Below are 24239 nucleotides of genomic sequence, written 5' to 3' on the forward strand. Positions count from 1 at the left end.
ACGATCAGGTGCAGACCACGCCCTTCGCCTCCCAGTTGCTCGCGTCGACGATCTCCGTGTTCGCGACCGTCTTGGGAGGAAGCTCGGTTCCGTCGCGCAGCAGCGCGATCATCGAGCCGACGGCCGCCTTGCCGACCTCGACGCCGGAGATGAACAGTGCCGACTTGTTGCCGGTCTCCTGTCCGGCATTCCAGTCCTTGCAGGTCAGGTAGGCGCCGAGTCCGACGCCGGCGATGTCGGTGGATGCGACGCCCGAGTTCTGCAGCGCCGTCACGACGCCGGTCTCGTTCTCGTCGTTGCAGCCCCAGACGACCCAGTGCTTGACGCCGGCGTTCGCCGTGATCACGGCTCCGGCCTTGTCCTGGGCGTCGGTGGCCGAGTTGTCGGTGCCGATGTCGATGACCTCAGGACCGTCGGGGACGGCGTCGGCGAAGGCGGAAGCGGCACCCTCGATCCGCTCGACGCAGTTCGGCTGGTCCTGGCGGTAGGCCGAGAGGATGCGGGTGTCGGCTGCCGTCCATCCGGCCTCCTGGTACAGGCGTGCGGCTTCAGCGCCGACCTTCTCGCCCATCGATGCGCCGTCGAACCCGGTGAACGCGGCGGCGACACCGGCAGCGTCCTCGATCGGGTCGTCGGCCGCCATGATCGGGATGCCGGCCTCGTTCGCGAGCTGGATCACCTGCGGGCCGATCTTCCCGTCGGGAACGACGATGATGATGCCGTCGACCTGCTGCGCGATGGCGGCCTCCACCTCGGAGATCGCCTTGTTGGCATCGGTGCCCAGATCGACGACGTTGACCGTGACATCGCCGGCATCTTTCGCCGCGTCCTTCGCGCCGGTGGCCTCGTCGATGAAGTACTGCTGGTCGCCCTGCTTCTGCAACAGGGCGATCGTGAGCGTGCCGTCCTTGGTTCCGCCCGAATCTGCGGGTCCGGCCGTCTCCTGGCCGGAGGAACAGGCGGCGAGCGCCGCGATGGTGAATGCCGTGACCCCGACGGCGGCGAGCCGGAACCAAGTGGGGCGAGCTGCATGCTGCTTCATCAGCGATCCTTATCTTCTTCGATACTCCGGCGGCTGTGCCGGGGGATGTGATCCGCTCTCGGGCGGGTAAACATATAATATGCCTAATCAACGACAACGCAACGAATGTTGCGTTTTCGAGATTCACGATGGCGCAGGCACACGCCAGCACCCCGACATCGATCAATGGAGAACGACTGTGCGGCCGAGACGAGTGACAGCATGAACGCCGAGAACATCGGACGCAGCCCGCTGCGGTCTCGATCCTGGCTGGGCGAGAGGGGCAAGAACGGCTTCATCGCTCGCCATCATCTCCGACAGTCCGGCCTGTCCGGCCGGCAATTCGACGGGCACCCTGTCATCGGTATCGCGAACACCTGGTCGGAGCTCACGCCCTGCAACATCCACCTGAAGGGGCTCGCCGACGCGGCCCGCCGCGGCATCCAGCAGGCAGGCGGCACGGCACTCGAGTTTCCCGTGCTCTCGCTCGGCGAACCGTTCATGCGCCCGTCGTCGATGATCTACCGCAACATGATGGCGATGGAGCTCGAAGAGCTCTGCCGCGCGAACCCCCTCGACGCCGTCGTGGTCCTCACCGGCTGCGACAAGACGACCCCGGCAGCCCTGATGGCCCTCGCGAGCGTCGACATCCCCTCGATCGTGCTCACCGGCGGCCCGATGCTGAACGGCCGGTTCCGCGGGCGCCCGGTAGGCAGCGGCACCGACATCTGGCGGATGACCGAGGCGCTGCGAGCAGGCGACGTGACCCAGGAGGAGTTCACCGAGTTCGAGAGCTGCCTGAACCGCTCCGCCGGCCACTGCATGACCATGGGCACGGCCTCGACGATGGCGAGCATCACCGAGGCGCTGGGGATGCAGCTGCCCGGTGGCGCCGCCCTTCCCGCCGTCGACTCGCGGCGGCTCGTCCTCGCCGAGGACACCGGAGCCCGCGCCGTCGAACTCGCCCTCGAAGGCCTGCGTCCCTCGATGATCATGACCCGGGAGGCGATCGAGAACGCCCTCGTCGTCAACGCCGCGTGCGGCGGATCGACGAACGCCGTGCTGCACCTGCTGGCCATCGCCGGACGGCTCGGGGTGCCGCTCTCGCTCGACGACATCGACGAGTTCAGCCACGCCATCCCACTGCTGGTCGACCTCATGCCGAGCGGGCGATTCCTGATGGAGGAGTTCGCGTACGCCGGCGGGGTCCCCGCCTTGATGAAGGAGCTCGGCGACCTGCTCCACACCGGCGCGCCTTCGGTGACGGGTCGGACCCTGGGTGAGAACGTCGCCTCGGCCCGCAACGACGACCCCGAGGTCATCCGTCCACTGTCGAACCCTGTACAGCCCGCGGGGTCGGGCACCGCCGTGCTGCGCGGCAACCTCGCGCCCGACGGCGCCGTGATCAAGGTGAGCGCCGCCGAGCCGCACCTTCTCGACCACACGGGCCCGGCACTCGTCTTCGACGACCTCGAGTCATACCTCGCCGTGGCCGGAGACCCCGACCTCGACGTCACCGCCGACACCGTGCTCGTCGTGCGCGGCTGCGGCCCCCGCGGCTACCCCGGCATGCCCGAGGTCGGCAACCTTCCCCTCCCGAAGAAGCTGCTCGACCAGGGAGTGCGCGATCTCGTGCGGATCTCGGATGCGCGCATGAGCGGCACGGCATACGGCGCGTGCGTGCTGCACGTCGCGCCGGAGTCGGCAGCCGGCGGTCCGCTCGCACTGATCCGCACCGGAGACCTCGTGCGGCTGGATGTCGCAGGGAGATCGATCGACATGCTCGTCGACGACGCCGAGCTCGAGCGGCGGCGTGCCGAGCTTCCGGCTCCGGTGGTCGCGAGCACGCGCGGCTGGACCCGGCTCTACACCGACCACGTGCTCCAGGCCGATCAGGGCGTCGACCTCGACTTCCTCGTCGGCTCCAGCGGCGACGAGCCCTCGCGCAGCCCGTTCTGACCCACCCGAAGGAGTCCCGCCGTGATGAACACACGCATCGAGGGCGTCTGCCCCGTCGTCGAAACGCCATTCACCAACGATGGGCGGATCGACGTCGAGTCGCTCCGCCACCTCGTGCGCTCGCTTGCGGATGCGGGAGTGCGAAGCGTGATGTACCCCGGTTTCGCGAGCGAGTTCTACAAGCTGACCGACCTCGAGCGCGATGAACTCACCGGGGCACTCCTCGACGAGGCGCACCGGCACGGCATCGTCGTGGTGGTCTCGGTGCCCGACCACGCCACTGTGGTCGCAGTGGAGCGTGCTCGCCGCGCCGTCGAGCAGGGCGCCGACATGATCAACATCCTTCCGCCCCACACCCAGAGCCCCAGTCGCACGGCCGTTCGCGCGCATATCGGTGCGATCCTCGACACGACCGGATCGACCCCGGCGATCCTCCAATACGCTCCGGCTCAGACAGGCACGGCGCTCGATGCGGCCGTCATCGCCGAGCTGGCAGCAACCCACCCGAACCTCGTGCAGGTGAAGGTGGAATCCGTTCCACCCGGCCAGCTCATCTCGGCGCTGCGCGAGGCGGCCCCCGGTCTCTCCTGCCTCGTCGGCTACGCCGGCGTCCAGCTCATCGATGCGCTGCGCCGCGGGGCGGTCGGTGTACAACCCGGTTCGTCGTTCCCCGAGATCTACCTCGCCATCTGCGACGCATGGGAGAACGGTGATCGCCAGCGGGCGGCGGCACTGCACGCGCGGCTCCTCCCTTACATCTCGTATTGGATGCAGTCGGTCGAACTCATCATCGCGGCGGAGAAGGAGATCTCCGCACAGCGCGGCCTCCTTCGATCGGCGACCTGCCGCGCGCCCTCGCGCGAGCTCGACAGCGAGGAGCAGGAGATGATCACCCGCTTCCTGGTCGACTTCGACGAGTTCCTCCGGCTCGCGCCTCGTGCGATTAGCATTCAAGGATGACGAACTCCGCACCGATCGACGACATCTCCATCGGCGGTGAGGTGATCCGCCTCGGGCAGTTCCTCAAATTCGCCGGCCTCCTCGATTCGGGCGGCGACGCCAAAGAGGTGATCATCGACGGATACGTCACCGTGAACGGCGAGGTCGATCGCCGACGCGGGCGCCAGCTGCGCGACGGCGACCTGGTGACCTTCGAGGGACGCACGGTCCGCGTCCGCCCCTGACCGAACAGCGAAATGCGGTGGATTCCGAAGAACCCACCGCACGTGTCAGCGGCCGATTCAGCCGATGACGGTGTTCGTGTCGCTGATCTGCGACATCGGACCCGAGAGGTCCTGATAGACGTAGGCGCGGGTCTGCAGAGTGGTTCCGGGGGCGACGTCACCGACCTCGGCCGTGATGACCGCCGTGCCGGTCTCGCCCGGCTCCAGCTCGCCGAAGGAGGCGAAGACATGGCTGCTGCTGACGATTGGCTCGCCGAGGGACGATTCGGCACCGGTCACGGTCAGACCGTAGGCCGTCGGGATCGCCGTGGAGATCAGGCGAGTGAAGCTGGAGCGGTTGGTCGCGGTGACCGTGATGCGCACCTTCTCTCCGGCCTGGACCACATCGACGTTGTCGTCGAGAGTGACCTTCGCGGCCGATCCGAAGGTCTGCTCGGACTCCTGGCCCAGCGTGCCGTCGGCAAGTCGCACCCAGCCGATTCCCGCCTGGCCGACGCTCGTGTCATCGCTCGGCGCGAAGGGGTAGTTCACGGCTCCGTAGTTGTCGACCTGGGCTTCGGCAGCGTTGGCGGCCGGTGCGCCGATGAGCGCGACACCCGCGGCCAGGGCGATGGTGATGCCGGTAGCGGCGATTCGGTTCTTCAGTTTCATGGTGTTCCTCCGGTTGATGTCCGGCCAGGATCCGGCCGGCAACATTCAACATTTCACTGCCGTGATGGAGGTGGCCGCGTTCAGGGAATCTGTATGCCGATAGATCGGAATGCGTGGGCTTTCGGAAGAGGTGCGGAGCGGTCGACTATCGCGCTTCCGCCGGCAGGACCCGCCGCACGGTGACGACGACCAATGCGACGAGGAGCCCGATGATCGCCACGTCGGCGGCGATGTACGCATAGTGCGCCCAATTCGTGCCCGGCGCCTCGGCCCCGGCGATCACCAGATCGCTGCGCCGGTTGAGCACCGGGCGGATGACGGCGATCTCGAGAAGGAACACCAGCCAGATCACACCGAGGATCAGCAGGGTCGTGCGTCCGGCCTTCGCCCGGGCACTCACGGCTGTGAGCACGACCAGGACGACACCCGCGAGCACGTTCAGCGCGGTGAAGACGAGTCGACCGATGCCGAGACCGATCGGGATCGTGACGCCGGGCGCGAGGAACTTCAACGGGGCTTCGAGGAAGGAGATCGCGATGATCGCCCCGAGCAGGAACGCCGGCAGCAGCAATTGCAGAGCCGCGTTCGTCCGTCCATTGGAAGTCATGAAGCCCCTCTTCTCCCGCCGATCGCCGCCCTCCCTCCGACGCTACTGCGGCAGGTCGAGATCGCAGACGGTATCGACCGGAGAAAAGACGGCATCGACGGGAGAGAGACGTAGGCGCTCACAGCCACTCGATCACCTGCTCCGCGAGGATGCCGACGCCGATGACGGTCATGGCGATGCCCGCGATCCGGGTGACCACAGAGCTCGCACGCGGCCGGGTGCGCAGGAGACGACGGGCGAGCAGCCCCACTGTCGTGTAGACGATCGCGATGTTGAACAGGTGCAAGCCGCCGAGGGCGAGCATCTGCGTCGTCGACGGCCAGCCGTGCGGGCTCGTGAACTGCGGCAACAGGGCGAGCAGCAGCAGGAGCCCCTTCGGGTTGATCCCGCTCACACCGGATCCCCGCAGGAACTGCCCCCACCCCCCGGTGGCGACCGGTTCGCCGCTCTCCGCGATCGGCGCAGGGCGCGTGGCCAGCGTCGTCGCACCGAGGAAGATCAGATAGAGCGCGCCGATCACGGTCAGGGTCGTGAGGGTTACCGGATACGCGGTGACCAGCGCTCCGAGACCGAGCGCGACGGCGACGATCACGACGGTGTACCCGGCGATCATCCCGAGGATGGACGGCGCGATCGAGCGGGCGCGCAGGCCGGCGGAGATCGCATACGCCCAGTCCGCTCCGGGGGTCAGCGCCAGCATCACGGCGACCACCCAGAACTGCATGACCAGAGCGATATCCATCGGTCCTCCTCAATCCGAGGAAGAGACTACGAAGAATCACGCGAAAGGTGCTCCGATTCTTCGGGTGATCGCGCCCTTCACCTGCAAGAATTGTCACCATGGACGCACTTGACCGGGAGATCCTCTCCCTGCTGCAGGATGACGGACGGATGAGTGCGACGCACCTCGCCTCCCAGGTCGGGTTGAGCCTGTCCGCGTGCCATCGCCGACTCAAGGAACTGGAGCAGTCCGGAGCGATCGAGCGATACCGCGCGGTCGTCGCGCCCGCAGCCGTCGGCCTCACGTTCGAGGCCATCGTGTTCGTGACGATCGGACGCACCGACAAGGACACGATCGTGGCGTTCGAGGAGGCCGTCGTGGCGATCCCCGCGGTGGTCGAGGCCCAGCGCCTGTTCGGCGACCCCGACTACATGCTGCGCATCCTCACCCGCGACATGAGCGCCTACCAGGAGCTCTACGACAACACGCTCGGCGCGCTGCCGGGCGTGCAGCGGCTCACTTCGACCATGGTCATGAAGCGCCTCGGAGCGGACCGGGCGGTGCCGATCCCCTGAGGCGGGTGCGGTCAGACGGGGGCCTGGCAGATGCGTTCCACGAGCTCTTCGGGCGCGGCATCCACGGTCACCGCGATCCCCTGCTCGTCCGGCCCGAGGGGCTCCAGCGCCTGCAGCTGCGACGCCAGCAGCGCCGGCGGCATGAAGTGGTCCCGGCGCGCGGTGGTCTGCGCGACCACCCGTTCTCGGGGCGCGTCGAGGTGCACGAAGAAGACGGTCGGGGCCGAGGCGCGCAGCCGGTCACGGTAGCTGCGCTTCAGGGCCGAGCAGGCGACGACGACCGCCGGATCTGCGGCGAGCGCCGCCCCCACCCGGTCGAGCCACGGCCATCGGTCGTCGTCGTCGAGCGGAGCACCGGCCGCCATCTTCGCGATGTTCTCCGGCCCGTGCAGATCATCCGCATCGATGAACGCGACACCCATCCGGCGCGCGAGTTCCCGCCCCACCGTGGTCTTGCCCACCCCGGACACCCCCATGACGACGATCTGCCGAGACTCGCTGGTCACCAGTCGTGCACCGTTCCATCCGCCAGACGGTTGTACGGCAGATAGGCCCGCTCATACGGGTACTTTCCCGCCTCGTCGACGTCGAGCTCGACGCCCAGGCCCGGCTTGTCGCCCGGGTGCAGCAGGCCTTCGCGCCAGGTGAAGGACTGCTGGAACACCCTGTCGGTGCGCGAGCCGTGCTGCATGTACTCCTGGATGCCGAAGTTGTGGATGGCGAGGCCGAGGTGCATCGCCGCCGCCATGCCGACCGGCGAGATGTCGGTGGGCCCGTGCATGCCGGACTTGATCTGATACATCGCCGCGTAGTCGAGCGTCTTCTTCAGCGGGCTGATGCCGCCCATGTGCGTCACGGCGCCGCGCACGTAGTCGATGAGCTGATCGCGGATGATGTCCTTGAAGTCCCAGACGGTGTTGAAGATCTCGCCGATCGCGAGGGGTGTCGTCGTGTGCTGACGCACGAGCCGCAGCGCCTCCTGGTTCTCGGCGGGGGTGCAGTCCTCGAGCCAGAAGAGGTCGTACGGTTCGAGTGCCTTGCCGAGCTTCGCCGCCTGGATGGGCGTCATCCGGTGGTGACCGTCGTGCAGCAGGGGGATGTCGGGGCCGAACTCGTTGCGCACCGCCTCGAAGACGCCCGGCAGGTGGTTCAGATAGGCGCGGGTGTCCCAATCCTCCTCGACCGGCTTCGCACCCCGCCGGGCCGGCTCGTGGTCGTACCGGGCTTCGCCGCCCCCGGCGTCTGCGGCCTGCGAGGCGATGCCGTAGATGGCCTTGAGCCCGGGAACACCCGTCTGGATGCGGATCGCCCGATACCCCTGGTCGAGGTGCGCGCGCACGGAGTCGAAGAGTTCGGGCAGCTCTTTTCCCGAGGCATGACCGTAGGCGAGCAGGCCGGAACGCGATGCCCCGCCCAGCAACTGGTAGACCGGCATCCCCGCCTTCTTGCCCTTGATGTCCCAGAGTGCCATGTCGACCGCGGCGACGGCGGCCATCGTGACGGGGCCTCGCCGCCAGTACGCGCTCCGATAGAGGAACTGCCAGGTGTCCTCGATGCGGTCTTCGTCGGCGCCGATCAGCAGCGGGACGACGTGTTCAGTGAGGTACGCGACGACGGCGAGCTCACGCCCGTTGAGGGTCGCGTCGCCGAGGCCCGAGACGCCGTCGGCGGTCGTGAGCTTGAGGGTGACGAAGTTCCGGTCCGGGCTGGTGACGATGACCTCAGCCTTGTCGATGCTCATGCGAGGGTCCCTTCGGGAGTGAGGTGGTCGATGACGGTGCGCGTGCGATCGCTCTCGGGCACGGCGCCGATGGTGCGCGCGACGGCGGCCGTCGCGGTGTCGGTCGGGTCGAGTTCGAGGAGCGAGCGGATCCAGGTCTCCAGGGCGTGCACCTGTGCGTCGTCGACGGCGAGGCCGTCCTCACGCCGTCGGCGCACGGGAGCCACGAGCCGTAGCGCCACCTTGATCGGGCTGTCGCGGCGGATCTGGTCGAGTCGATGGGCGATGCGCGGGTTCGCGAAGCGGACGCGCAGGTCGTCGAGCCATCCGTCGAGTTCTGCGGCAGGCAGATCGACCGCGGTCCGCTGGGCGGCCCAGAGCGCTTCGGTGTCGCCACGGAGGTCGCGGTCGTCGAACGCCTCGGCGATCGTCTCGTATCCCCGCAGACGACCGGCGGCCGCGAGGAAGCTGTGGCCGGCGTTGAGCAGGTAGAGCTTTCGCGATTCGTACGGACCCACGTCGGCCACGAATCGTGCACCGCCCTGCGCCCAGTCCGGTGCGCCGCCGGGGAACTCTCCGGCGAGGATCCACTCCGTGAACGGCTCGGTCACGACGGTGGACGGATCGTCGAGACCGGTGAGCTTCCGCACGGCATCGATGTCGACTGCCGTGACCGCCGGGGTGATCCGGTCGACCACGGTGTCGACGAACGACGCGGTGTCCGAGATGCGCGCAGCCTCGGTGCCGGCGGCCTTGAGTACCGCGTCGCGCAGCACCCGTCCGTTCCGCGGCAGGTTGTCGCAGCTCACGACCGCGATGGGTCCTGCGTCGGTGTCCGCCCGAGCGACGAGGCCGTCGGCGATACGTCCGGGCACCGCGGAACCGGCGGAGTACCCCGCCTCGGTGACGGTGACGGTCAGCACGGCGACCTGCGGATCGGCGAGCACGGCGAGCCAGGACGCCTCATCCGATCCGGGGACCGCGCGCACGATCGACTGCACGGTCGTCGCCCGATCCCCGTCGGCCGAACGCTCCAGCACGGTGTAGACGCCGTCGTTCCGTGACAGCAGTTCCGCGGCCTCGGGGGTGCGTCCGGTGAAAGCGGCGATGCCCCAGCCGTCGTCCGCGCCTGCGCGGTCGTTCGCCTGCTGGGTGTACCAGGCCTGATGGGCGCGGTGAAAGGCGCCCATCCCCAGATGAGCGGCACGGACCGGGGGATGCTGCGTGCGCGCCGGCCCGGTCACGATCCGATGCCCGCGGCACCGGCGCACGCGCGGAGGAAGGCGAGGTCGTCGACCAGTCGCTCTTCCAGCGGAGCATCCGTCGAGAAGTCCTCCAGCGTCACCCAGCCGTCGTACCCGACCTCGGCGAGAGCACGGAAGTAGTCCGGCACACTGGCGATGCCCTCGCGCAGCGGCGCCCACACCGACTCCCAGCGCACATCTCCATCGAGCCCGGTCTGCCCGGTGCGCTGCCAGACCGCGTTCTTCACGTGCACGTGAGCGAGGTACTCGCCCAGAAGCTGGAGCCCGGCCCGAGTGTCCTCCTGTCCTTCGATCACGAGATTGCCGAGGTCGTGGATCACGCCGATGGTGCGCGGATCGATGCCGTCGACCAGCCGGAGGGCGGCCGACGCCGACGACGAGATCGTCTGGTGGTGCAGCTCGACCAGCACCTTCACGCCGAGTGTCCCCGCCTGTTCCGCGGCCCACTCCAGGTCGTCCCTGGTCTGCGCGAACACCGAGCGATAGTCCTGGGCGTCGTTGAAGGGGATGCGCACGCGCACCTGACGCGCACCGAGGTCCGCCGTCGCCCAGAGCGTCCGCAGCACGTCGTCCCGGTCGGGCGCGAGCGCGTAGCCGCCGATGCCGCTGAACTCCAGCCCGGCCTCGCGGGTGATGCGGGCGATCTCGGCGACCGACCCCTCGAGCCCGGTGAGCGGCCAGGTCGCCCGGTTCCCGGCCCAGAACCCGGGCGGATCCGCCTCGTCCTGGTCGGTGATGCGCCACTCGATGCCGTCGTAGCCGATCGCGGCGATGCGGCGGGCCGCTTCCGCGGGCTCCCAGTCGGGGGTCGCCGCGGTGAACACGGAGAACTTCATGCGATGCCTCCTGTCCGCACGTTCGTGTCGTCGACGGTGCCGTCGATCAGGTCGGCGATGCGCACCGGCGAGCCGGTGGTCGCCGAGACGTAGATGCCGCGCACGACGGCGAGCGCCCGCAGCGCCTCGGGCACCCCGACGCGGGAAGCCCGCCCGTCGCGGATGCTCTCGACGATGTCGGCGTACTGACGGGCGTGGCCCTCGGCGAATGCCTGCGGGTTGCGGTCGTCGCCGAGTCGATGCCCCTCCGGCACCCAGTCGGCGCTGCGGTCGGTCGGCTCGCCGTCGATCCACAGCCGGGCGAGCTGGTCGTTCTCGATGATGCCGGTCCCCTGCGCACCGTGCACGGCCAGCCGCACCGGCTGCTCGGGGAAGGCCGCGGTCGTGGCGTGCAGCACGGCGAGCGCCCCCGATTCGAAGCGCACCGTGACCACGGCGACGTCTTCGACCTCGACCCGCTCGTGTGCGAGCAGCGCGGTGTGGGCGAACACCTCGGCCGGCATGCCGAGGAACCACAGCAGCAGATCGACGGTGTGCACGCCCTGGTTCATGACGGCGCCTCCGCCGTCGAGCTCCCAGGTGCCTCGCCAGGCGCCCGAGTCGTAGTACTCCTGAGAGCGCCACCAGGGCACCGAGGCCACCGCGCTCGTGATCCGTCCCAGGCGTCCGGAGTGGGCGGCGTCGGCGACGGCCACGGCACCGGGGTCGAAGCGGTGCTGGCTGATCACCGAGATCCGGATGCCGCGCGTCTCCGCATCCCTGGCGATCTCCGCCAAGCGGCGGCCGCGCTCCATCGACACGTCGAGGGGTTTCTCCAGCACGACGTGCATCCCGCGGGCGACCGCCCGTTCGGCGAGCTCGACATGGGAGCCGCTCGGGGTGCAGATCACGACCATGTCGACATCGGCGGGGATCGACTCGATCTCGGCGTGGGCCGACGGTCGCGCGCCGCCCAGCTCGTCGACGACGAGGTCGGCCAGCCGTGCGGTCGCCGCCGGCACCTCGTCGACGACGGCGACGATGCGCAGGCCGGGAGTGCTCGCGATCGCTCGGGCATGATTGACGCCGATGATGCCGCATCCCACGATCGCGACGTCGAGGATTGCGTCGGTCATGAGAGGGTCACTCCGATCTCGTCCGTGAGGGTGCGCAGGGCCCGACCGGCGCGGCCGAAGGCCTCGGGGCCGGAGAACCCGCCGAGGGCGTTCACGTCGGCGAGGTGCGGTTCGAGCGAGGCGAACCCCGCATAGCCGTCGTCGCGCAGGGCGGTGAGGGTCTCGCGCAGCTCGCCGTCGCCCTCGCCCACCGGGACCACCTCGCCGGTCGCTGCGAGCGCATCCTTCAGCTGCAGATACTCGAGGTGCGGTCGCAGCATCGCGTAGCCGTCGGTGAACGGACGGACGCCGACCTGCACGAAGTTGGCGTTGTCCCAGGCGATGCGCAGCCGGTCCGAACCGACCGACTCGATCACGTCGAGCACGCGTGCGGGGATGTCGCCGTAGATGTCCTTCTCGTTCTCGTGCACGAGGGTGACCCCGGCCGCCTCGGCGGTGCGCGCGAGCGCCGCCATGCGCACGAGCACGTCGTCGCGGATGTCTTCGGCCGAAAGGTTCTCGTCGCGGAAGAACGAGAAGATGCGGATATACGGGGTCTCCAGGACGTCGGCGGCACGGATCGCCCGCTGCAGTCGACCGACCTCGTGCTCCACCGGTAGGGACACGTCGACCTTGCCGATCGGCGAGGCGACCGCCGAGACCGACATGCCGCGTTCGCGCACGACGGCCGCGAGCTGCGTCAGCTGAGACTCATCGAGATCGACGATGTTCACCCCCCGCGCGCTGCGCACCTCGATGTGCCGCGCGCCGAGCGCCTGGAGCACGGCGATCTGCACGGCCGGACCGGGATCGATCTCGTCACCGAATCCTGAGAGCTTCCACGGGGTCATTTCACTCCTCCTGCGGTGAGACCGCCTACGAGATAACGCTGGAACACGAGATACAACACGACGACGGGGATGGCGCAGATGAGCGAGGCCGCCATCATCTGTCCGTACAGCGGCACCGCACCCGTCTCCTGCGTCGCGCCGAAGATCTGCAGGGCCACCGCGGCGGTCCGGCTGTCGCGGTTGGTCATGACCGAGGCGAACAGCACGTCGTTCCACCCCTGCAGGAACGCGAAGATCGCGGAGACCACGATCCCGGGCCAGCTCAGCGGCAGCACGATGCGGGTGAGGACGCGGAAATTGGAGGCACCGTCGATGCGGGCGGCTTCTTCGAGCTCGCGCGGCAGCCCGCGGATGTACGTCACCATCACCCAGGTCGAGAACGGCAGCGCGAAGGTGAGGTAGGTGACGAACACCGACCAGTGCGTGCCGATGGTGGGGATGCGCAGCACCGACGACAGCGTCGAGAACATCACGAACACCGGCAGCAGCATGAGGGTTCCCGGCACCGACTGCAGGCCGAGCAGACCCCGAAGGATCGTGACGCGGCCGATGAAGGTGAATCGCACCAGCACCCAGGCCATCGACACGGCCACGGCCGCGCAGACGACCGCGACCGCCCCGCAGATCAGCAGGCTGTTGGCCAGACCTCCGGCGAGATCGACACTGCGCCAGACCTTGATGTAGTTGTCGAGACGCAGCTCGGTCGGCCAGTACGCGCCTCCGGCGACCGCGACATCGGCGTTGATCGAGGCGAACAGCATGTACGAGACGGGCCCGAAGACGACCAGGCACAGGAAGACGTTCGCGGCCACGAGAAGCGGACGCGGCAGCAGGCGGTCGACCTGGCTGTGACCGCCCGGGCGGCTCCGGCGCGGGTTGACCTGCGCGATCGTGGTGGTGACGCTCATCGCTTCGCGTCCTCTCCGGTGTCGAGGCGCACAGCGCGCAGGTAGACGAACAGGGGGATCGCGACGATCGCGAGAGAGGCGACCGCCATCGCCGCGGAGAGCCCGAACCGGAAGCTCTGGAACGCCGTGACGTAGGTGAGGACCGGCAGGACCTCGACATCGACGGGGGCCGGGATCCCGAAGAGCACGAACGGCATCGTGAAGGCGTTGATGCTGTGCAGGAACGTGAGGATGAAGGCCAGCAGGATCGATCCTCGCAGGTACGGCAGGATCACCTTGCGCAGCTTGATCCCCCAGCCGGCGCCGTCGAGCGCCGCCGCCTCGTGCACCTCCGCATCCACCGCCTGGAGACCGGCGAGGGTCAGCAGATACACGAACGGCCAGCTCACCCAGAGCTGCGTGATCACCAGGGTCCAGTAGCTCTGCGGTCCGTTCAACCACAGCCCCGGATCGACGCCGAAGACGCCGAAGGCCTCGTCCACCACGCCCTCGGGCTGGAACATCGCCCGGAAGACGGTCGCCACGACGAACGCGGGGAGGATGTACGGGATCAGGTACACCGAGCGCACCAGCCCACGGCCGCGGAAGGCGTTCTGCGTGGCCAGCGCCGCCGTGACGCCGAGGGGGATCGCCGCGACCGACACGATCAGTGCGTAGCTGACGCTCAGCCAGATCCCCCGCAGCAGCGGAGAAGTGGAGAACGCCTCGACGAAGTTTCCCAGGCCGACGAACGGCGCCTGCAGCCACTGCCTGATCGTGTACTGGTCGAGATCGAGCATCGAGATCCAGAAGGCCAGCAGCAGCGGCACCAGGATCAGCAGTGTCATCAGCACCCCGCCGGGGAGCAGCATCCACAGCGGGCGGGGCCGCTCGCTCGGCGGCGTGTCGTCGGTGCGTTTCCGACGCGTATCGGTCGCGATCGCCATGTGCGGGTCCTCGCGTCGTTACTTGGACTTGTCCAGCGCGGACTGCGAACTCGCCTGGGCCTCGGCGATCGCCGCGGCGATGTCGCTCTGGCTGAGCGTTCCCCCCTGCAACGCGGGCAGCGACTGCACGACGACGTTGGTCAGCGCGAGCTGCGTGTCACCCCAGGCGCCCGTGAACGGAGTGGCGACCGACTGCGAGGCCGCCTGCACGTTGGCGCTCAGATCGGGGTTGTCCTTCTCGACCTGTGCGGCCGCCTCCACCCCCGTCGGCAGCTCGCCGAACGTGTCGAAGTAGTCGAGCTGCGACTCGGTGCTGGTGAGCATCTCGATGAACGCGAACGCGAGGTCCTGGTTCGGCGAGTACTGGGCGACCACGAGGTTGTCTCCCGAGAGGATGCTGGCCGCTTCCTCTCCGTCCTTGGGCAACTCGGTCTCCCCCGGCGGGATGGTCGGGAGGAGGGCGTAGGCGTAGGAGTCGGCGACGGGGGAACCCGCGAACGTGGGCTTCGAGTTCGCCGAGGTCATGGGAAGGAAGGCGGCCTTGCCCTCGGCGAAGGCGGCGACGGCCTGGGCGTTCTTCCACCCGATGGCTGCCGGGTCGACGAGTCCGTCCTGGTACCAGCCGAAGTAGGTGTCGTAGGCGGCGGCCACGGCGGGATCGTCGATCTCCGCCTTCTTGGCCTCGACATCGATCAGCGGATTGCCCGCCTGCACGCTCATGCCCCAGACGAACTTCCAGGGGTCGAAGCTGTCGGCGTATCCGATCGCGAGACCGTGCACGTCTCCGGATTCGATCTTCGCGGCAGCGGCGGTCAACTCGTCCCACGTCGTGGGCGGCTCGTCGATGCCGGCGGCGGCGAGCAGCTCGGTGTTGTAGGCCATCACGAACGGACGACTCACGAACGGGACGGCGATCTCGTCCTTCTCGCTCGGGCCGGAGATGCCCAGGGTCGACGGCACGAAGCGGTCGCGTCCCCCCACCTTGTCCCAGTCGGCGTCGGTGAGCTTCACGAAGGCGCCGGTCGCGTACGCGGTCGGGGTGAAGGTGGTGCCGAGTCCGTACACGTCAGGGCCCTGACCGGAGAGCACGGACGTCTGGATCTTCGTCAGCTCGTCGTTGGCACTCGCGAAGGTCTCGAACTCGACCTTGGCTCCGGTCTTCTCCTCGAAGGCATCGGAGACCTTCCCGAACCACTCCTTCTGCTGCTCGGGGTAGAGACCGTTCGCGGCCATCATCACCGTGAGCGTCTGGCCGGTCCCGTCGACGGTGCCACCGGCGTCGCCGTCGTCCGTGCCGGCGGTGGATCCCGAGCATGCGGTCAACGCGATCGCTGCTGCGGCCATCGCCCCGAGGGCGATCAGGGGTCGAGACTTCATTGAACTCTCCTTCGAGACAGTGAGTGGACGTGACTGCGTCTTCGCCAAGGTAGGCAAGCGTGGCAATTGTTAGCAATTCATTGCCAGTAATTGCCATCTTGTGATTCTGTTGCCCCATGTCGTCCCCCACACCGCCTTCGCACCGGCCGACGCTCGCCGATGTGGCCGATGCCGCCGGCGTCGCGATCTCCACGGCGTCGCGCGCCCTCGCCGTCCCCGGCCGTGGCAACCCCGGCACCCGCGACCGCATCATCCGCGTCGCGAAGGACCTCGGCTACACGCCCACCGCCGCCTCCGGCACGGCATCGACGCCGTCGACCCGCATGGTCGCCGTGCTGGTCTCCGACGTCACGAACCCGTTCTACTTCGGGATCATCCGCGGTACCCAGCAGGCCCTGCGGGTGGCGGGCTACTCGCAGATCCTGGTGCACACCGAGGAGTCGCCCGAGATGGAGGAGAGCACCCTCGAAGAACTGCGCAGCTCCTACGACGGAGCGATCCTGACCGCGTCCCGCCTGTCCGACGAGCGGCTGGCCGAGCTCAGCACCGAGCTCCCCCTCGTGGCCCTGAACCGTGCCGTGCCCGGAGTGCCTTCGGTGTTCATCGACACGCCGCTCGGCTTCGACCAGGCCGTCGAGCACCTCGCCTCCCTGGGGCATCGACGCATCTGCTACGTGGCCGGTCCCCCGACCAGCTGGGCGAGCAATCTCCGCTGGCGGGCCGTGGCGGCCGCGTGCGAGCGCCTCGGGATCGAGCACACGAAGGTGGGGCCGTACCAGCCCCGCACGAAGGCGGGAGCGGCGGCGGCGGATGCCGCGCTGAACACCGGTGCGACCGCCTGCGTGGCTTTCAACGACCTCCTCGCGATCGGCATGCTGATCCGGCTCAAGGAACGCGGCGTGCGCGTTCCGGAGGACATGAGCATCGTCGGCTGCGACGACATCTTCGGCGCCGACTTCTGCAACCCGCCACTCACGACCCTCACCGCTCCGATCGAACAGGCCGCACGCCTGTCCGTGTCGATGCTGCTCGACCGCCTGCAGAGCGAGCGCATCGGAGCGGGCGCGCTCAACCGACGGCACATCGCCGCACTGCCCACCCACCTGACCGTGCGGGAGTCGACCGGCTCCGCACCCCGCCGTACCCCTGGAGGAGACTCATGAGCACTGTGCTCAGCCCGCACGCCGACCGACTCCTCCCCGCCGATCCCGGCGTGCGCGAGCTCGCCCGACGGCTGTACGACGCGGTCGCTCCGGCACCGATCCTGTCGCCGCACGGGCATGTCGACGCCGCGCTGCTCGCCGACGACGAACCGTTCTCCGATCCTGCGACGCTGCTGATCACGCCCGACCACTATGTGCTGCGTCTGCTCCACGCGGTTGGTGTGCCCCTCGGCGCGCTGGGTCGCGGAGCCGCACCCGCCGATCCGCAGGAGGTGTGGCGGGCGTTCTGCGCGAACTGGGACGTCTTCCTCGGAACGCCGGTGCGCTACTGGTTCGAGTCGTCGCTGTCCGAGGTGTTCGGGGTGACCGAGCAGCCGAGCGCGGGCATTGCCGATGAGCTGTACGCCCACATCGACGCGCAACTGCGAATCCCCGCATTCCACCCACGGGCGCTGTTCGAGCGCTTCCGCATCGAGGTGCTCGCGACGACCGACGACCCCGCCGACGACCTCGCTGCGCATGCACGACTGCGCGACGATCCGTCCTTCCGCGGGCACGTGCTTCCGACGTTTCGCGCCGACCGCTACATGGATCCGTCGGCTGAGGGATGGTCGGCTGCACTCTCGGAGCTGTCGGAAGCTGCCGGCACCGATGCCGCGAGCTACGCCGGGCTGCTCGACGCCCTGCGCCGCCGACGGACCGCATTCCGGGCGGCGGGCGGCACGGCCACCGACACCGGTGTGCTCGACGCCGGCTCGCAGCCGCTGACGAGTGCCGACGCAGAGCGCATCCACGCCGCCGGGCTCCGGGGGGACGTCACCGCGGAAGCCGCGACGGCATACCGCCGCAACATGCTGTACCGACTGGCCGAGATGTCGTCCGAGGACGGACTGGTCATGCAGCTGCACCCCGGCGTGATCCGCAACCACCACCGCGACACGCTCGCGCAGTTCGGCCCGGACAGCGGACACGACCTGCCGGATGTCGCCTCATTCACGCGGCCGCTCACCCCGATCCTCAACGACTTCGGCACCGACGAGACGTTCCGGATGGTGCTGTTCACGGTCGACGAGACCGCGTTCAGCCGGGAGATCGGACCGCTCGCCGGCTTCTACCCCTCTGTGTACGCCGGTGCACCGTGGTGGTTCCTCGACACCCCCGACGCCATCTCCCGCTACCGGAGGTCGGTGACGGACAGCGCCGGTTTCACGAAGACCAGCGGGTTCGTCGACGACACCCGGGCCTTCTGCTCCATTCCCGCACGCCATGACATGTCCCGGCGGCTCGATGCGGGCTACCTGTCCACTCTCGTCGCAGAGCACCGCCTCACCGAGGAGCAGGCCTTCGCGCTGGCGCACCGCTTCGTCGACGACATCCCGCGGACGACCTTCCGACTGCCCAGTGCTCCCGCCTGAGCCTCACGAAGTGGAGGTCTCCGTGACACGACGCACGACGTACTCGACGACATCGCCCTCCGGGATCGCGCGGGGTCGGAAGCGCACCCCGGTCGGCGCCCGCGGAACCATGCGATCGACGCGGAAGATGCGCCAGTCGTCTCGATCGAGGTCCCACGCGAGCAGGTACCAGACCGGCCCCCAGCTCACCAGCCGCTGCGGTTCGGCATGCCGCGGCTCTTCTCTGCCGCCTGGCTTCGTGTAGCCGAAGCGGAGCCGTTCGTGACCGCGGATCGCCGCGGCGACCGTGCTGAGTGCTGCGAGATCGAGTGGGGGTTCGGCCCCGGGAACCACGCTGGTCGCCTTCCGGATCGCGTCGACACGGCGGCGGAGGCGGGCGGGCATCACCTGTTCCAGCTTGGCGAGGGCGGTGAGAGAGGTCTCTTCGACGCCGAGCCGCCAGGTCGCCGCCGCCCCCAGCCCGACCGCGACGGCGACGGCTTCGTCATCGTCGAGCAGCAGTGGAGGCATCGCCGCCCCCGCGGCCAGCCGGTACCCGCCGGCGACACCGGGTCGCGCGTCCACGGGATAGCCGAGCGAGCGGAGCTTGCCGATGTCGGCGCGCACGGTCCTCGTGCTCACACCCAGTCGGTCGGCGAGTGCGGAACTCGTCCAGTCCCGTCTGAGCTGAAGCAACGACAGCAGTTCCAGCAGACGGGCCGAGGTCTCGAGCATGTCTGATCCTCTCAGCAAATGCGGAAGCTGGTCTTCCGCATTGCCTGAGAGCGTGAACAGCATGACCCAGAACACCTCTCTCACCCCTTTCCGCATCGACATCCCGCACAGCGCCGTCGATGATCTTCACGATCGCCTGACCCGTACACAGTGGCCGCTTGCCGTGCCCGGTCGAGACGATCGCGCCGACTTCCGTCGGGGCACCCCGCTTCCGTATCTGAAGGAGCTCGCCGAGTACTGGCGCGACGGCTTCGACTGGCGGGCGCAGGAGGCGACCCTCAACATGCACGAGCAGTTCACCACGGTCATCGAAGGCCAGACGTTCCACGTGCTCCACGCGCGGTCGACGAACCCGCAGGCCACGCCGCTGCTCCTCAGCGACAGTTGGCCGGCGTCGTTCGTCGAGTACCTACGACTGATCCCGTTGCTGACCGACGAGTTCCACGTGGTCATCCCGTCGTTGCCCGGCCTGGGCTTCTCGAACCCGCTGTCCGGTACCGGGTGGGACCTCGCACGGACGGCGGAAGCATACGCCGAGATCATGACACGCTTCGGCTACGACCGGTTCGGGACCCACGGCACCGACGTCGGCACGGGCATCACCGGACGACTTGCAGGGATCCACCCCGACCGCGTCATCGGCACCCACTTCGGCAGCGACCGCGTATGGCTCGGGCTGGTCGGCAACATGTTCCCCGCCCCCGAGGGCCTGTCAGAGGAAGAACTCGCCCAGCTCGAGGCCGCACACGTCGCGAGTGCGGCAGAGCGCGGCTACATCGGCATGCACAACCATCGACCGGACACGATCGGACCGGCGCTCACGGACTCGCCCGTCGGTCAGCTCGCGTGGATCGTCGAGAAGTTCGCCCGCAGGATCGACAGCGGCCACCGGGCACCGGACGTCGATCGCGACCAGCTCCTGACGAATGTCAGCCTGTACTGGTTCACCCGCAGTGGCGCTTCAATCGCTCAGTTCTTCTACGAGTCCGAGCACGCCGAGCTCGACTTCGCCGTGCCGGCAGGGGTACCGGCCGGCTGGGCTGTCTTCGACGCGCATCCGCTCATTCGGCGCACGATGGATCCGACCGGTGCGATCAGCCATTGGAGCGAGTTCACCGAGGGCGGGCACTTCCCGGCGATGGAGGAGCCGGAGCTTCTCGCCGCGGACATCCGGAAGTTCTTCCGCAGTCTCGCCTGATCGACACCGCACGTCCGCACGCTGCGATCAGAACGCGACGGCGCTGATCGACGCGTGCGGACGCCGTCCGTCCTGTACCCGCGCATCGCTGTCGAGTACGGAGAACCCCGCGCATTCGAGCAGCGCCGACATCCCGTCCACCGACCAGTAGTGCGCCGTGGTGACCGCGTGCGGGAAAGGTTCGCCGTCCTTCCCGTCGAAGAACCCGATCAGCAGGTGACCGCCCTCGCGGATCGCGCGCCGAGCGGCCGCGAGCAGGGACGGCAACTCATCCGGAGCCGCATGGATCAGCGAGTACCAGGCGAGCACGCCACCGAGTGAGCCCGCCGGGACGTCGGCGTCGGTCAGTGACGCCACCCGATACGGCACCTGCGGGAACCGTGCGGAGGCATCGTCGACGAATTCCGGCACGAGGTCGATGCCCTCGGCGTCAGCGCCTCGATCGACGAGGAAGGCGGTCCAGTGCCCGGGTCCGCAGCCGACATCGAGAATGCGCCCGTCGATGCCATCCGCCCAGCGTCCGATGCGCTCCCGGTCGATGTCATCCATCTGCCCGATGTCACCGAACAGCTCCGTGTACTCGGTGGCACGCGCGGCATAGCCGTCGCGGATGCGCACGTCGCTCCCGGAGTCATTCGCCAAGGCTCGCCCCTCCCTGTCTGCTCGCGATCGCTTCCCTCCACGGTATCCGGCAACTCTTCACCGAAGGGATGTAACGACTGTTACATTCTCACTGTGACGAATCTCGATCGTTGGCTCGTGCTCCTGGTCCAGGTGCCCGCAACTCCCTCGAGGCACCGTGTCGCGGTCTGGCGAGAGCTGCGCCAGTTCGGAGCGGTCCCTGCGGGGCAGGGAACCTGGGTGGTCCCGGAGGTTCCGGCGTGCGTCGCGGGAGTCGAGCGCGCCCGCGCCCTCGCTCAGCGCGGCGACGGCGCCATCCTCGTACTCCGCACCCAGGCAGACGGGGGCGACACCGCCGCGCTTCGAGAACTCTTCGATGCTGCGCGGGCCGATGACTGGACGGAGTTCATCGCCGACTGCAAGAAGTACGAGGCCGAGATCGCGCGCGAGATCGACAAGAAGAAGTTCACTCTTGCCGAGCTCGAAGAGGAGGAGCAGAGCCTCGATCGCCTGCAGCGGTGGCATCGCACCATTCGCAGCCGCGACGTGTTCGGATCCCCTTCATCCAAGGAGGCCGACCGCGAACTCGCCACATGTGTCGCCGAGCTCGCGCGGTTCACGGACCTCGTCTACCAGGCCGTTCACGCGTGAGCGAGCCGGCGGTCGCCGCGCGGACGATCGCCCCGCTCTACGCCGCGGGGTTCGTCACTGCGTTCGGCGCCCACAGCATCGCGGCCGGCATCGGGGCGACGGGGCAGGACATTGGTCTCGACCTCCTGCGGATGGGCGCGCTCCTGGCTGTCTACGACCTCGCCGAGGTGTTCCTCAAGCCGGTTTTCGGTTCGCTGGCCGACCGCATCGGCGCCAAACCCGTGATCGTCTTCGGGCTCCTCGCCTTCGGGATCGTGTCGCTCGTGGGGCTGTGGTCGTCGAACACCATCGCCCTCGCCGTCGCGCGGCTCGGGCAGGGCGCGGCGGCGTCGGCATTCTCGCCGGCCTCTTCTGCAACGGTCGCACGGCTCGCAGCCCCGGGCGCGAAGGGGCGATACTTCGGCAGATACGGTTCCTGGAAGGGACTCGGCTACACGCTGGGTCCACTCATCGGCGCCGCACTGATCTTCACGGGTGGCTTCGCGCTCCTCTTCACCATTCTGAGCGCCGTCGCGATCCTGACCGCGTTCTGGGTGGCGGCCACCCTCCCCCGCCTCGATCCCCTCCCGCGCCCGCGTTACACCGTCGCAGACCTCGTCCGCCAGACGACCGAGCGGGGGTTCCTCGTGCCTACCCTGGCCCTGGCAGCCTCCACAGGGGCACTCGGCGCATCGATCGGCTTCCTCCCCGCCATGGCGAGCGGCCAGGACGCGCCATTGCTCGCGAGCATCGCGCTCGCGTCCGTCCTGGCACTGAGTTCGACGCTCACTCAACCCTGGGCGGGAAGACTGCGCGACAGCGCCCATATGAGCGATCGAGCGGGGATGGCGCTGGGCCTTGCGACCATCACCACCGGCACCATGACGGCCGCACTCGTCCCCGCACTGCCCGGGCTCTACGTCGCCGCGGGACTTCTCGGAATCGGGATCGGCTTCGCCACACCATTCGCGTTCGCACACCTCGCCGACACGACACCGCACGAGCGTATGGGCCGCACGATGGGCACGGCGGAGCTCGGGCGCGAACTCGGGGATGCCGGCGGGCCCGTGCTCGTCGGCGGCATCGCGGTCGCTGCGACACTGCCGATCGGACTCGCCGCGCTCGCACTCGTCGTCGCGGCGGCCGGAGTGTCGACGCGGATGCTCCCACGCTTCCCGGAAACGACCCGGGATCCCCGTCGACCGCGTGACTGAGGCCATCCTCGACGCGAGGACAGCCGACCGATACTGTCTGGTCATGACTACGACCGACGCACCGCTGCGCTCACCTCGTTGGCACCTGCTCGGCTCGCTGCCCTTCGCCGCAGCCGCGCTCGTCCTCGTGAACGGGCTCTACATCTTCCTCGTCGCCCTCGGCAACATCACCGACTACGGCACGAACTTCGACTTCGTGCAGCATGTGCTGGCGATGGACACCACGAACTTCGGTCAGGATGCCGGAAAAGGTCTCGACCCTGACGTGATGTGGCGGGCGATCGACAATCCCGTGCTGTGGAACATCGCGTACATCGGCGTGATCATCTGGGAGTCGCTGAGCGCGATCGTCCTGATCGTCGCGGTCGTGTTCTTCGTGCGCGGATTCCTCGGCCACGGCTTCCACGCCGCCCGCGTGTGGTCGTCGATCGGACTCGTGATGATCATCCTGCTCTTCGTGGGCGGATTCATCTCCATCGGCGGCGAGTGGTTCCAGATGTGGCGCTCCACGTCGTGGAACGGGCTCGACCCCGCCTTCCGCAACTCCGTGATCGCCGGCATCGGTCTGGTGCTGCTGCACCTCCCGTCACCCCGATGGGATGACGCTCCGCCTCGGCGCGACGCCGCCCGATAGGCGCGTGGGCCCACGGCGTCCTCACGAACGCCGTCGCCCCAGGGCCCAGAGCCCTCGCACGATTCCCACCGCGACGGCGCCGATGATCCCGCCGATCGTGTTCCACACGATGTCCTGCACGTCAGGGACACGCCCAGGGATCGCGGCCTGGACACTCTCGATCGCGAACGACGCACAGAAGACGAGCACGGGCGCGAGCATCCAGAGCCGCCGGCTGAGCGCAAGCGCCACCGCGGCTCCGAGAGGGACGAAGAGCAGTGCGTTGAGGGTGCTCTCCACCTCGATGAAGGTCATCGGCTCGACCAGAGGCGCCGCGAAGACATGGGCGAGGTCCATGAAGAGCGCACGAGCAGGGCTCGCGAACCGGCGCGGCGTCAGCGTGACGGCGACGACCGCCAGAGCCGCGAGGCCCGCGACGAGGAACCGCGGGCCGGACGACGGGCGAGAGTGAGCGGAGTGAGCCATACGCCCACCTCACCGCATCCGATGTTGCGTGAGCGTATGCGTTTCGGTCGGTAGCATTCGGGGGTGGAGAGCGAACCGCGATGGAATCTGACCGTCGGGCTCTGGCTCATCTACACGCCGGTCCCCTCCGGATTCGGCGACGGCGTGGTGGGTCGGGGCTGATACCTGACCGGGGCGCTGCACCGTGACTTCCGGGAAGGGCGGGCCGAAGGGTACGACTGGAAGATCGAACCCGACGGCTCCTGGAGCATCGCAGAGCGCCTCGTCGTCTTCGCGATGAGCGAGAACGGCGACTACCTCGCCTGGGACACCGGTGCCCGAGACGACGACGGCGAACTGCCGATCTTCCACACGTCTCGCTTCAACTCACTGACGCGCATAGGTGACGACCTCTATGAAGCGATCGAATGGCTTCGTCGAGGCGACCGCGAACCGGATCCCCTCGACTTCACTCCCCTCGCTCCCACCCCGCTGTGAGCGACGGAGCCGA

Annotated in this window: 27 protein-coding genes; 11 read left to right on the top strand and 16 right to left on the bottom strand. The window is 68.5% G+C overall.

All coding sequences use genetic code 11. The annotated features are described in order from the left end of the window. Positions 1–4: 4 nt before the first annotated feature. Complete coding sequence (locus tag MicroSTF_RS11300) at positions 5–1042, bottom strand: substrate-binding domain-containing protein (RefSeq protein ID WP_315068650.1); 1038 nt, start codon at positions 1040–1042, stop codon at positions 5–7. Between the two features lie 201 nt (positions 1043–1243). Between MicroSTF_RS11300 and MicroSTF_RS11305 the strand changes: the two genes are divergently transcribed. The 3 genes from MicroSTF_RS11305 to MicroSTF_RS11315 are packed head-to-tail and all read left to right on the top strand — an operon-like array spanning position 1244 to position 4164. Beyond that, positions 1244–2980, top strand: coding sequence for an IlvD/Edd family dehydratase (locus tag MicroSTF_RS11305; protein WP_322955642.1), 1737 nt, complete (start codon positions 1244–1246; stop codon positions 2978–2980). A 24-nt stretch (positions 2981–3004) separates the two neighbouring features. After that, on the top strand, positions 3005–3940 hold the full coding sequence (locus MicroSTF_RS11310; protein ID WP_322956375.1) for a dihydrodipicolinate synthase family protein: 936 nt from the start codon (positions 3005–3007) through the stop codon (positions 3938–3940). Continuing rightward, positions 3937–4164 carry an RNA-binding S4 domain-containing protein gene (locus tag MicroSTF_RS11315; RefSeq protein WP_021199452.1) on the top strand — a complete coding sequence of 76 codons (228 nt, stop codon included), beginning with the start codon at positions 3937–3939 and terminating at the stop codon, positions 4162–4164. Before MicroSTF_RS11310 ends, MicroSTF_RS11315 begins: the two co-directional genes overlap by 4 nt. Positions 4165–4221: 57 nt before the next feature. Here MicroSTF_RS11315 and MicroSTF_RS11320 read toward each other — a convergent pair whose 3' ends face one another. The 3 genes from MicroSTF_RS11320 to MicroSTF_RS11330 all read right to left on the bottom strand — a co-directional run bounded on the left by MicroSTF_RS11320 (position 4222) and on the right by MicroSTF_RS11330 (position 6164). Further along, on the bottom strand, positions 4222–4815 hold the full coding sequence (locus MicroSTF_RS11320; RefSeq protein WP_029260721.1) for a hypothetical protein: 594 nt from the start codon (positions 4813–4815) through the stop codon (positions 4222–4224). A 145-nt stretch (positions 4816–4960) separates the two neighbouring features. Then, a complete protein-coding gene (locus MicroSTF_RS11325; protein ID WP_322955643.1) occupies positions 4961–5422 on the bottom strand; it encodes a hypothetical protein in 462 nt (153 codons plus the stop codon). A 118-nt stretch (positions 5423–5540) separates the two neighbouring features. Further along, positions 5541–6164, bottom strand: a complete 624-nt coding sequence (locus MicroSTF_RS11330; RefSeq protein ID WP_297557389.1) for a LysE family translocator — start codon at positions 6162–6164, stop codon at positions 5541–5543. Positions 6165–6262: 98 nt separating this feature from the next. Here MicroSTF_RS11330 and MicroSTF_RS11335 point away from each other — a divergent pair, with 98 nt between their 5' ends. Beyond that, positions 6263–6718, top strand: coding sequence for an Lrp/AsnC family transcriptional regulator (locus MicroSTF_RS11335; RefSeq protein ID WP_021199448.1), 456 nt, complete (start codon positions 6263–6265; stop codon positions 6716–6718). 11 nt (positions 6719–6729) lie between these two features. Here MicroSTF_RS11335 and MicroSTF_RS11340 read toward each other — a convergent pair whose 3' ends face one another. From MicroSTF_RS11340 to MicroSTF_RS11380, 9 genes are read right to left on the bottom strand one after another with little or no spacing between them, the layout of a single operon-like run. Next, entirely contained in the window at positions 6730–7224 is a 495-nt protein-coding gene (locus MicroSTF_RS11340; protein WP_322955645.1) for a gluconokinase, read from the bottom strand. Beyond that, a complete protein-coding gene (gene manD / locus MicroSTF_RS11345) occupies positions 7221–8459 on the bottom strand; it encodes a D-mannonate dehydratase ManD (protein ID WP_029267990.1) in 1239 nt (412 codons plus the stop codon). Before manD ends, MicroSTF_RS11340 begins: the two co-directional genes overlap by 4 nt. Then, positions 8456–9709: a mannitol dehydrogenase family protein gene (locus tag MicroSTF_RS11350; protein WP_322955648.1), complete on the bottom strand. Its 1254-nt coding sequence runs from the start codon at positions 9707–9709 to the stop codon at positions 8456–8458. Before MicroSTF_RS11350 ends, manD begins: the two co-directional genes overlap by 4 nt. Next, positions 9679–10539: a sugar phosphate isomerase/epimerase family protein gene (locus MicroSTF_RS11355; protein WP_029267994.1), complete on the bottom strand. Its 861-nt coding sequence runs from the start codon at positions 10537–10539 to the stop codon at positions 9679–9681. The genes MicroSTF_RS11350 and MicroSTF_RS11355 overlap by 31 nt, the downstream gene beginning before the upstream one ends. Then, positions 10536–11654: a Gfo/Idh/MocA family oxidoreductase gene (locus MicroSTF_RS11360; RefSeq protein ID WP_322955650.1), complete on the bottom strand. Its 1119-nt coding sequence runs from the start codon at positions 11652–11654 to the stop codon at positions 10536–10538. The genes MicroSTF_RS11355 and MicroSTF_RS11360 overlap by 4 nt, the downstream gene beginning before the upstream one ends. Further along, positions 11651–12484, bottom strand: a complete 834-nt coding sequence (locus MicroSTF_RS11365) for a sugar phosphate isomerase/epimerase family protein (RefSeq protein WP_322955652.1) — start codon at positions 12482–12484, stop codon at positions 11651–11653. The genes MicroSTF_RS11360 and MicroSTF_RS11365 overlap by 4 nt, the downstream gene beginning before the upstream one ends. Further along, positions 12481–13392 carry a carbohydrate ABC transporter permease gene (locus MicroSTF_RS11370; RefSeq protein ID WP_029260728.1) on the bottom strand — a complete coding sequence of 304 codons (912 nt, stop codon included), beginning with the start codon at positions 13390–13392 and terminating at the stop codon, positions 12481–12483. The genes MicroSTF_RS11365 and MicroSTF_RS11370 overlap by 4 nt, the downstream gene beginning before the upstream one ends. Continuing rightward, on the bottom strand, positions 13389–14318 hold the full coding sequence (locus MicroSTF_RS11375) for a carbohydrate ABC transporter permease (RefSeq protein WP_231479927.1): 930 nt from the start codon (positions 14316–14318) through the stop codon (positions 13389–13391). Before MicroSTF_RS11375 ends, MicroSTF_RS11370 begins: the two co-directional genes overlap by 4 nt. Positions 14319–14336: 18 nt before the next feature. Further along, complete coding sequence (locus MicroSTF_RS11380) at positions 14337–15695, bottom strand: ABC transporter substrate-binding protein (RefSeq protein ID WP_322955656.1); 1359 nt, start codon at positions 15693–15695, stop codon at positions 14337–14339. A gap of 116 nt (positions 15696–15811) precedes the next feature. On the opposite strand from MicroSTF_RS11380, the gene MicroSTF_RS11385 reads away from it, so the two are divergent. After that, positions 15812–16858 (top strand): LacI family DNA-binding transcriptional regulator, encoded by a 1047-nt coding sequence (locus tag MicroSTF_RS11385; RefSeq protein WP_021199438.1) that lies wholly within the window; start codon positions 15812–15814, stop codon positions 16856–16858. Beyond that, positions 16855–18273, top strand: a complete 1419-nt coding sequence (uxaC, locus tag MicroSTF_RS11390) for a glucuronate isomerase (RefSeq protein ID WP_322955658.1) — start codon at positions 16855–16857, stop codon at positions 18271–18273. The genes MicroSTF_RS11385 and uxaC overlap by 4 nt, the downstream gene beginning before the upstream one ends. A gap of 3 nt (positions 18274–18276) precedes the next feature. Here uxaC and MicroSTF_RS11395 read toward each other — a convergent pair whose 3' ends face one another. Continuing rightward, positions 18277–18987 carry a helix-turn-helix transcriptional regulator gene (locus tag MicroSTF_RS11395; protein ID WP_322955660.1) on the bottom strand — a complete coding sequence of 237 codons (711 nt, stop codon included), beginning with the start codon at positions 18985–18987 and terminating at the stop codon, positions 18277–18279. Between the two features lie 61 nt (positions 18988–19048). Between MicroSTF_RS11395 and MicroSTF_RS11400 the strand changes: the two genes are divergently transcribed. Further along, positions 19049–20185 carry an epoxide hydrolase gene (locus MicroSTF_RS11400; RefSeq protein ID WP_322955662.1) on the top strand — a complete coding sequence of 379 codons (1137 nt, stop codon included), beginning with the start codon at positions 19049–19051 and terminating at the stop codon, positions 20183–20185. 27 nt (positions 20186–20212) lie between these two features. Here MicroSTF_RS11400 and MicroSTF_RS11405 read toward each other — a convergent pair whose 3' ends face one another. Next, the gene (locus MicroSTF_RS11405) at positions 20213–20827 is read right to left on the bottom strand and encodes a class I SAM-dependent methyltransferase (RefSeq protein ID WP_322955664.1); all 615 of its coding nucleotides are present in this window, start codon (positions 20825–20827) and stop codon (positions 20213–20215) included. 93 nt (positions 20828–20920) lie between these two features. On the opposite strand from MicroSTF_RS11405, the gene MicroSTF_RS11410 reads away from it, so the two are divergent. From MicroSTF_RS11410 to MicroSTF_RS11420, 3 genes are read left to right on the top strand one after another with little or no spacing between them, the layout of a single operon-like run. After that, positions 20921–21457, top strand: a complete 537-nt coding sequence (locus MicroSTF_RS11410; RefSeq protein WP_167255069.1) for a Chromate resistance protein ChrB — start codon at positions 20921–20923, stop codon at positions 21455–21457. Then, positions 21454–22650, top strand: a complete 1197-nt coding sequence (locus tag MicroSTF_RS11415; RefSeq protein ID WP_322955669.1) for an MFS transporter — start codon at positions 21454–21456, stop codon at positions 22648–22650. The genes MicroSTF_RS11410 and MicroSTF_RS11415 overlap by 4 nt, the downstream gene beginning before the upstream one ends. A 43-nt stretch (positions 22651–22693) precedes the next feature. Beyond that, a complete protein-coding gene (locus MicroSTF_RS11420) occupies positions 22694–23284 on the top strand; it encodes a DUF2165 domain-containing protein (protein WP_021199431.1) in 591 nt (196 codons plus the stop codon). A gap of 21 nt (positions 23285–23305) precedes the next feature. On the opposite strand, the gene MicroSTF_RS11425 is transcribed toward MicroSTF_RS11420, so the two are convergent. Then, positions 23306–23749: a VanZ family protein gene (locus MicroSTF_RS11425; RefSeq protein ID WP_021199430.1), complete on the bottom strand. Its 444-nt coding sequence runs from the start codon at positions 23747–23749 to the stop codon at positions 23306–23308. A gap of 276 nt (positions 23750–24025) precedes the next feature. Here MicroSTF_RS11425 and MicroSTF_RS11430 point away from each other — a divergent pair, with 276 nt between their 5' ends. Beyond that, positions 24026–24226, top strand: a complete 201-nt coding sequence (locus tag MicroSTF_RS11430; protein ID WP_051668214.1) for a hypothetical protein — start codon at positions 24026–24028, stop codon at positions 24224–24226. Positions 24227–24239: the final 13 nt, after the last annotated feature.

This window comes from Microbacterium sp. STF-2 (genome assembly GCF_034650155.1).
Taxonomy (GTDB): Bacteria; Actinomycetota; Actinomycetes; order Actinomycetales; family Microbacteriaceae; genus Microbacterium; species Microbacterium maritypicum_A.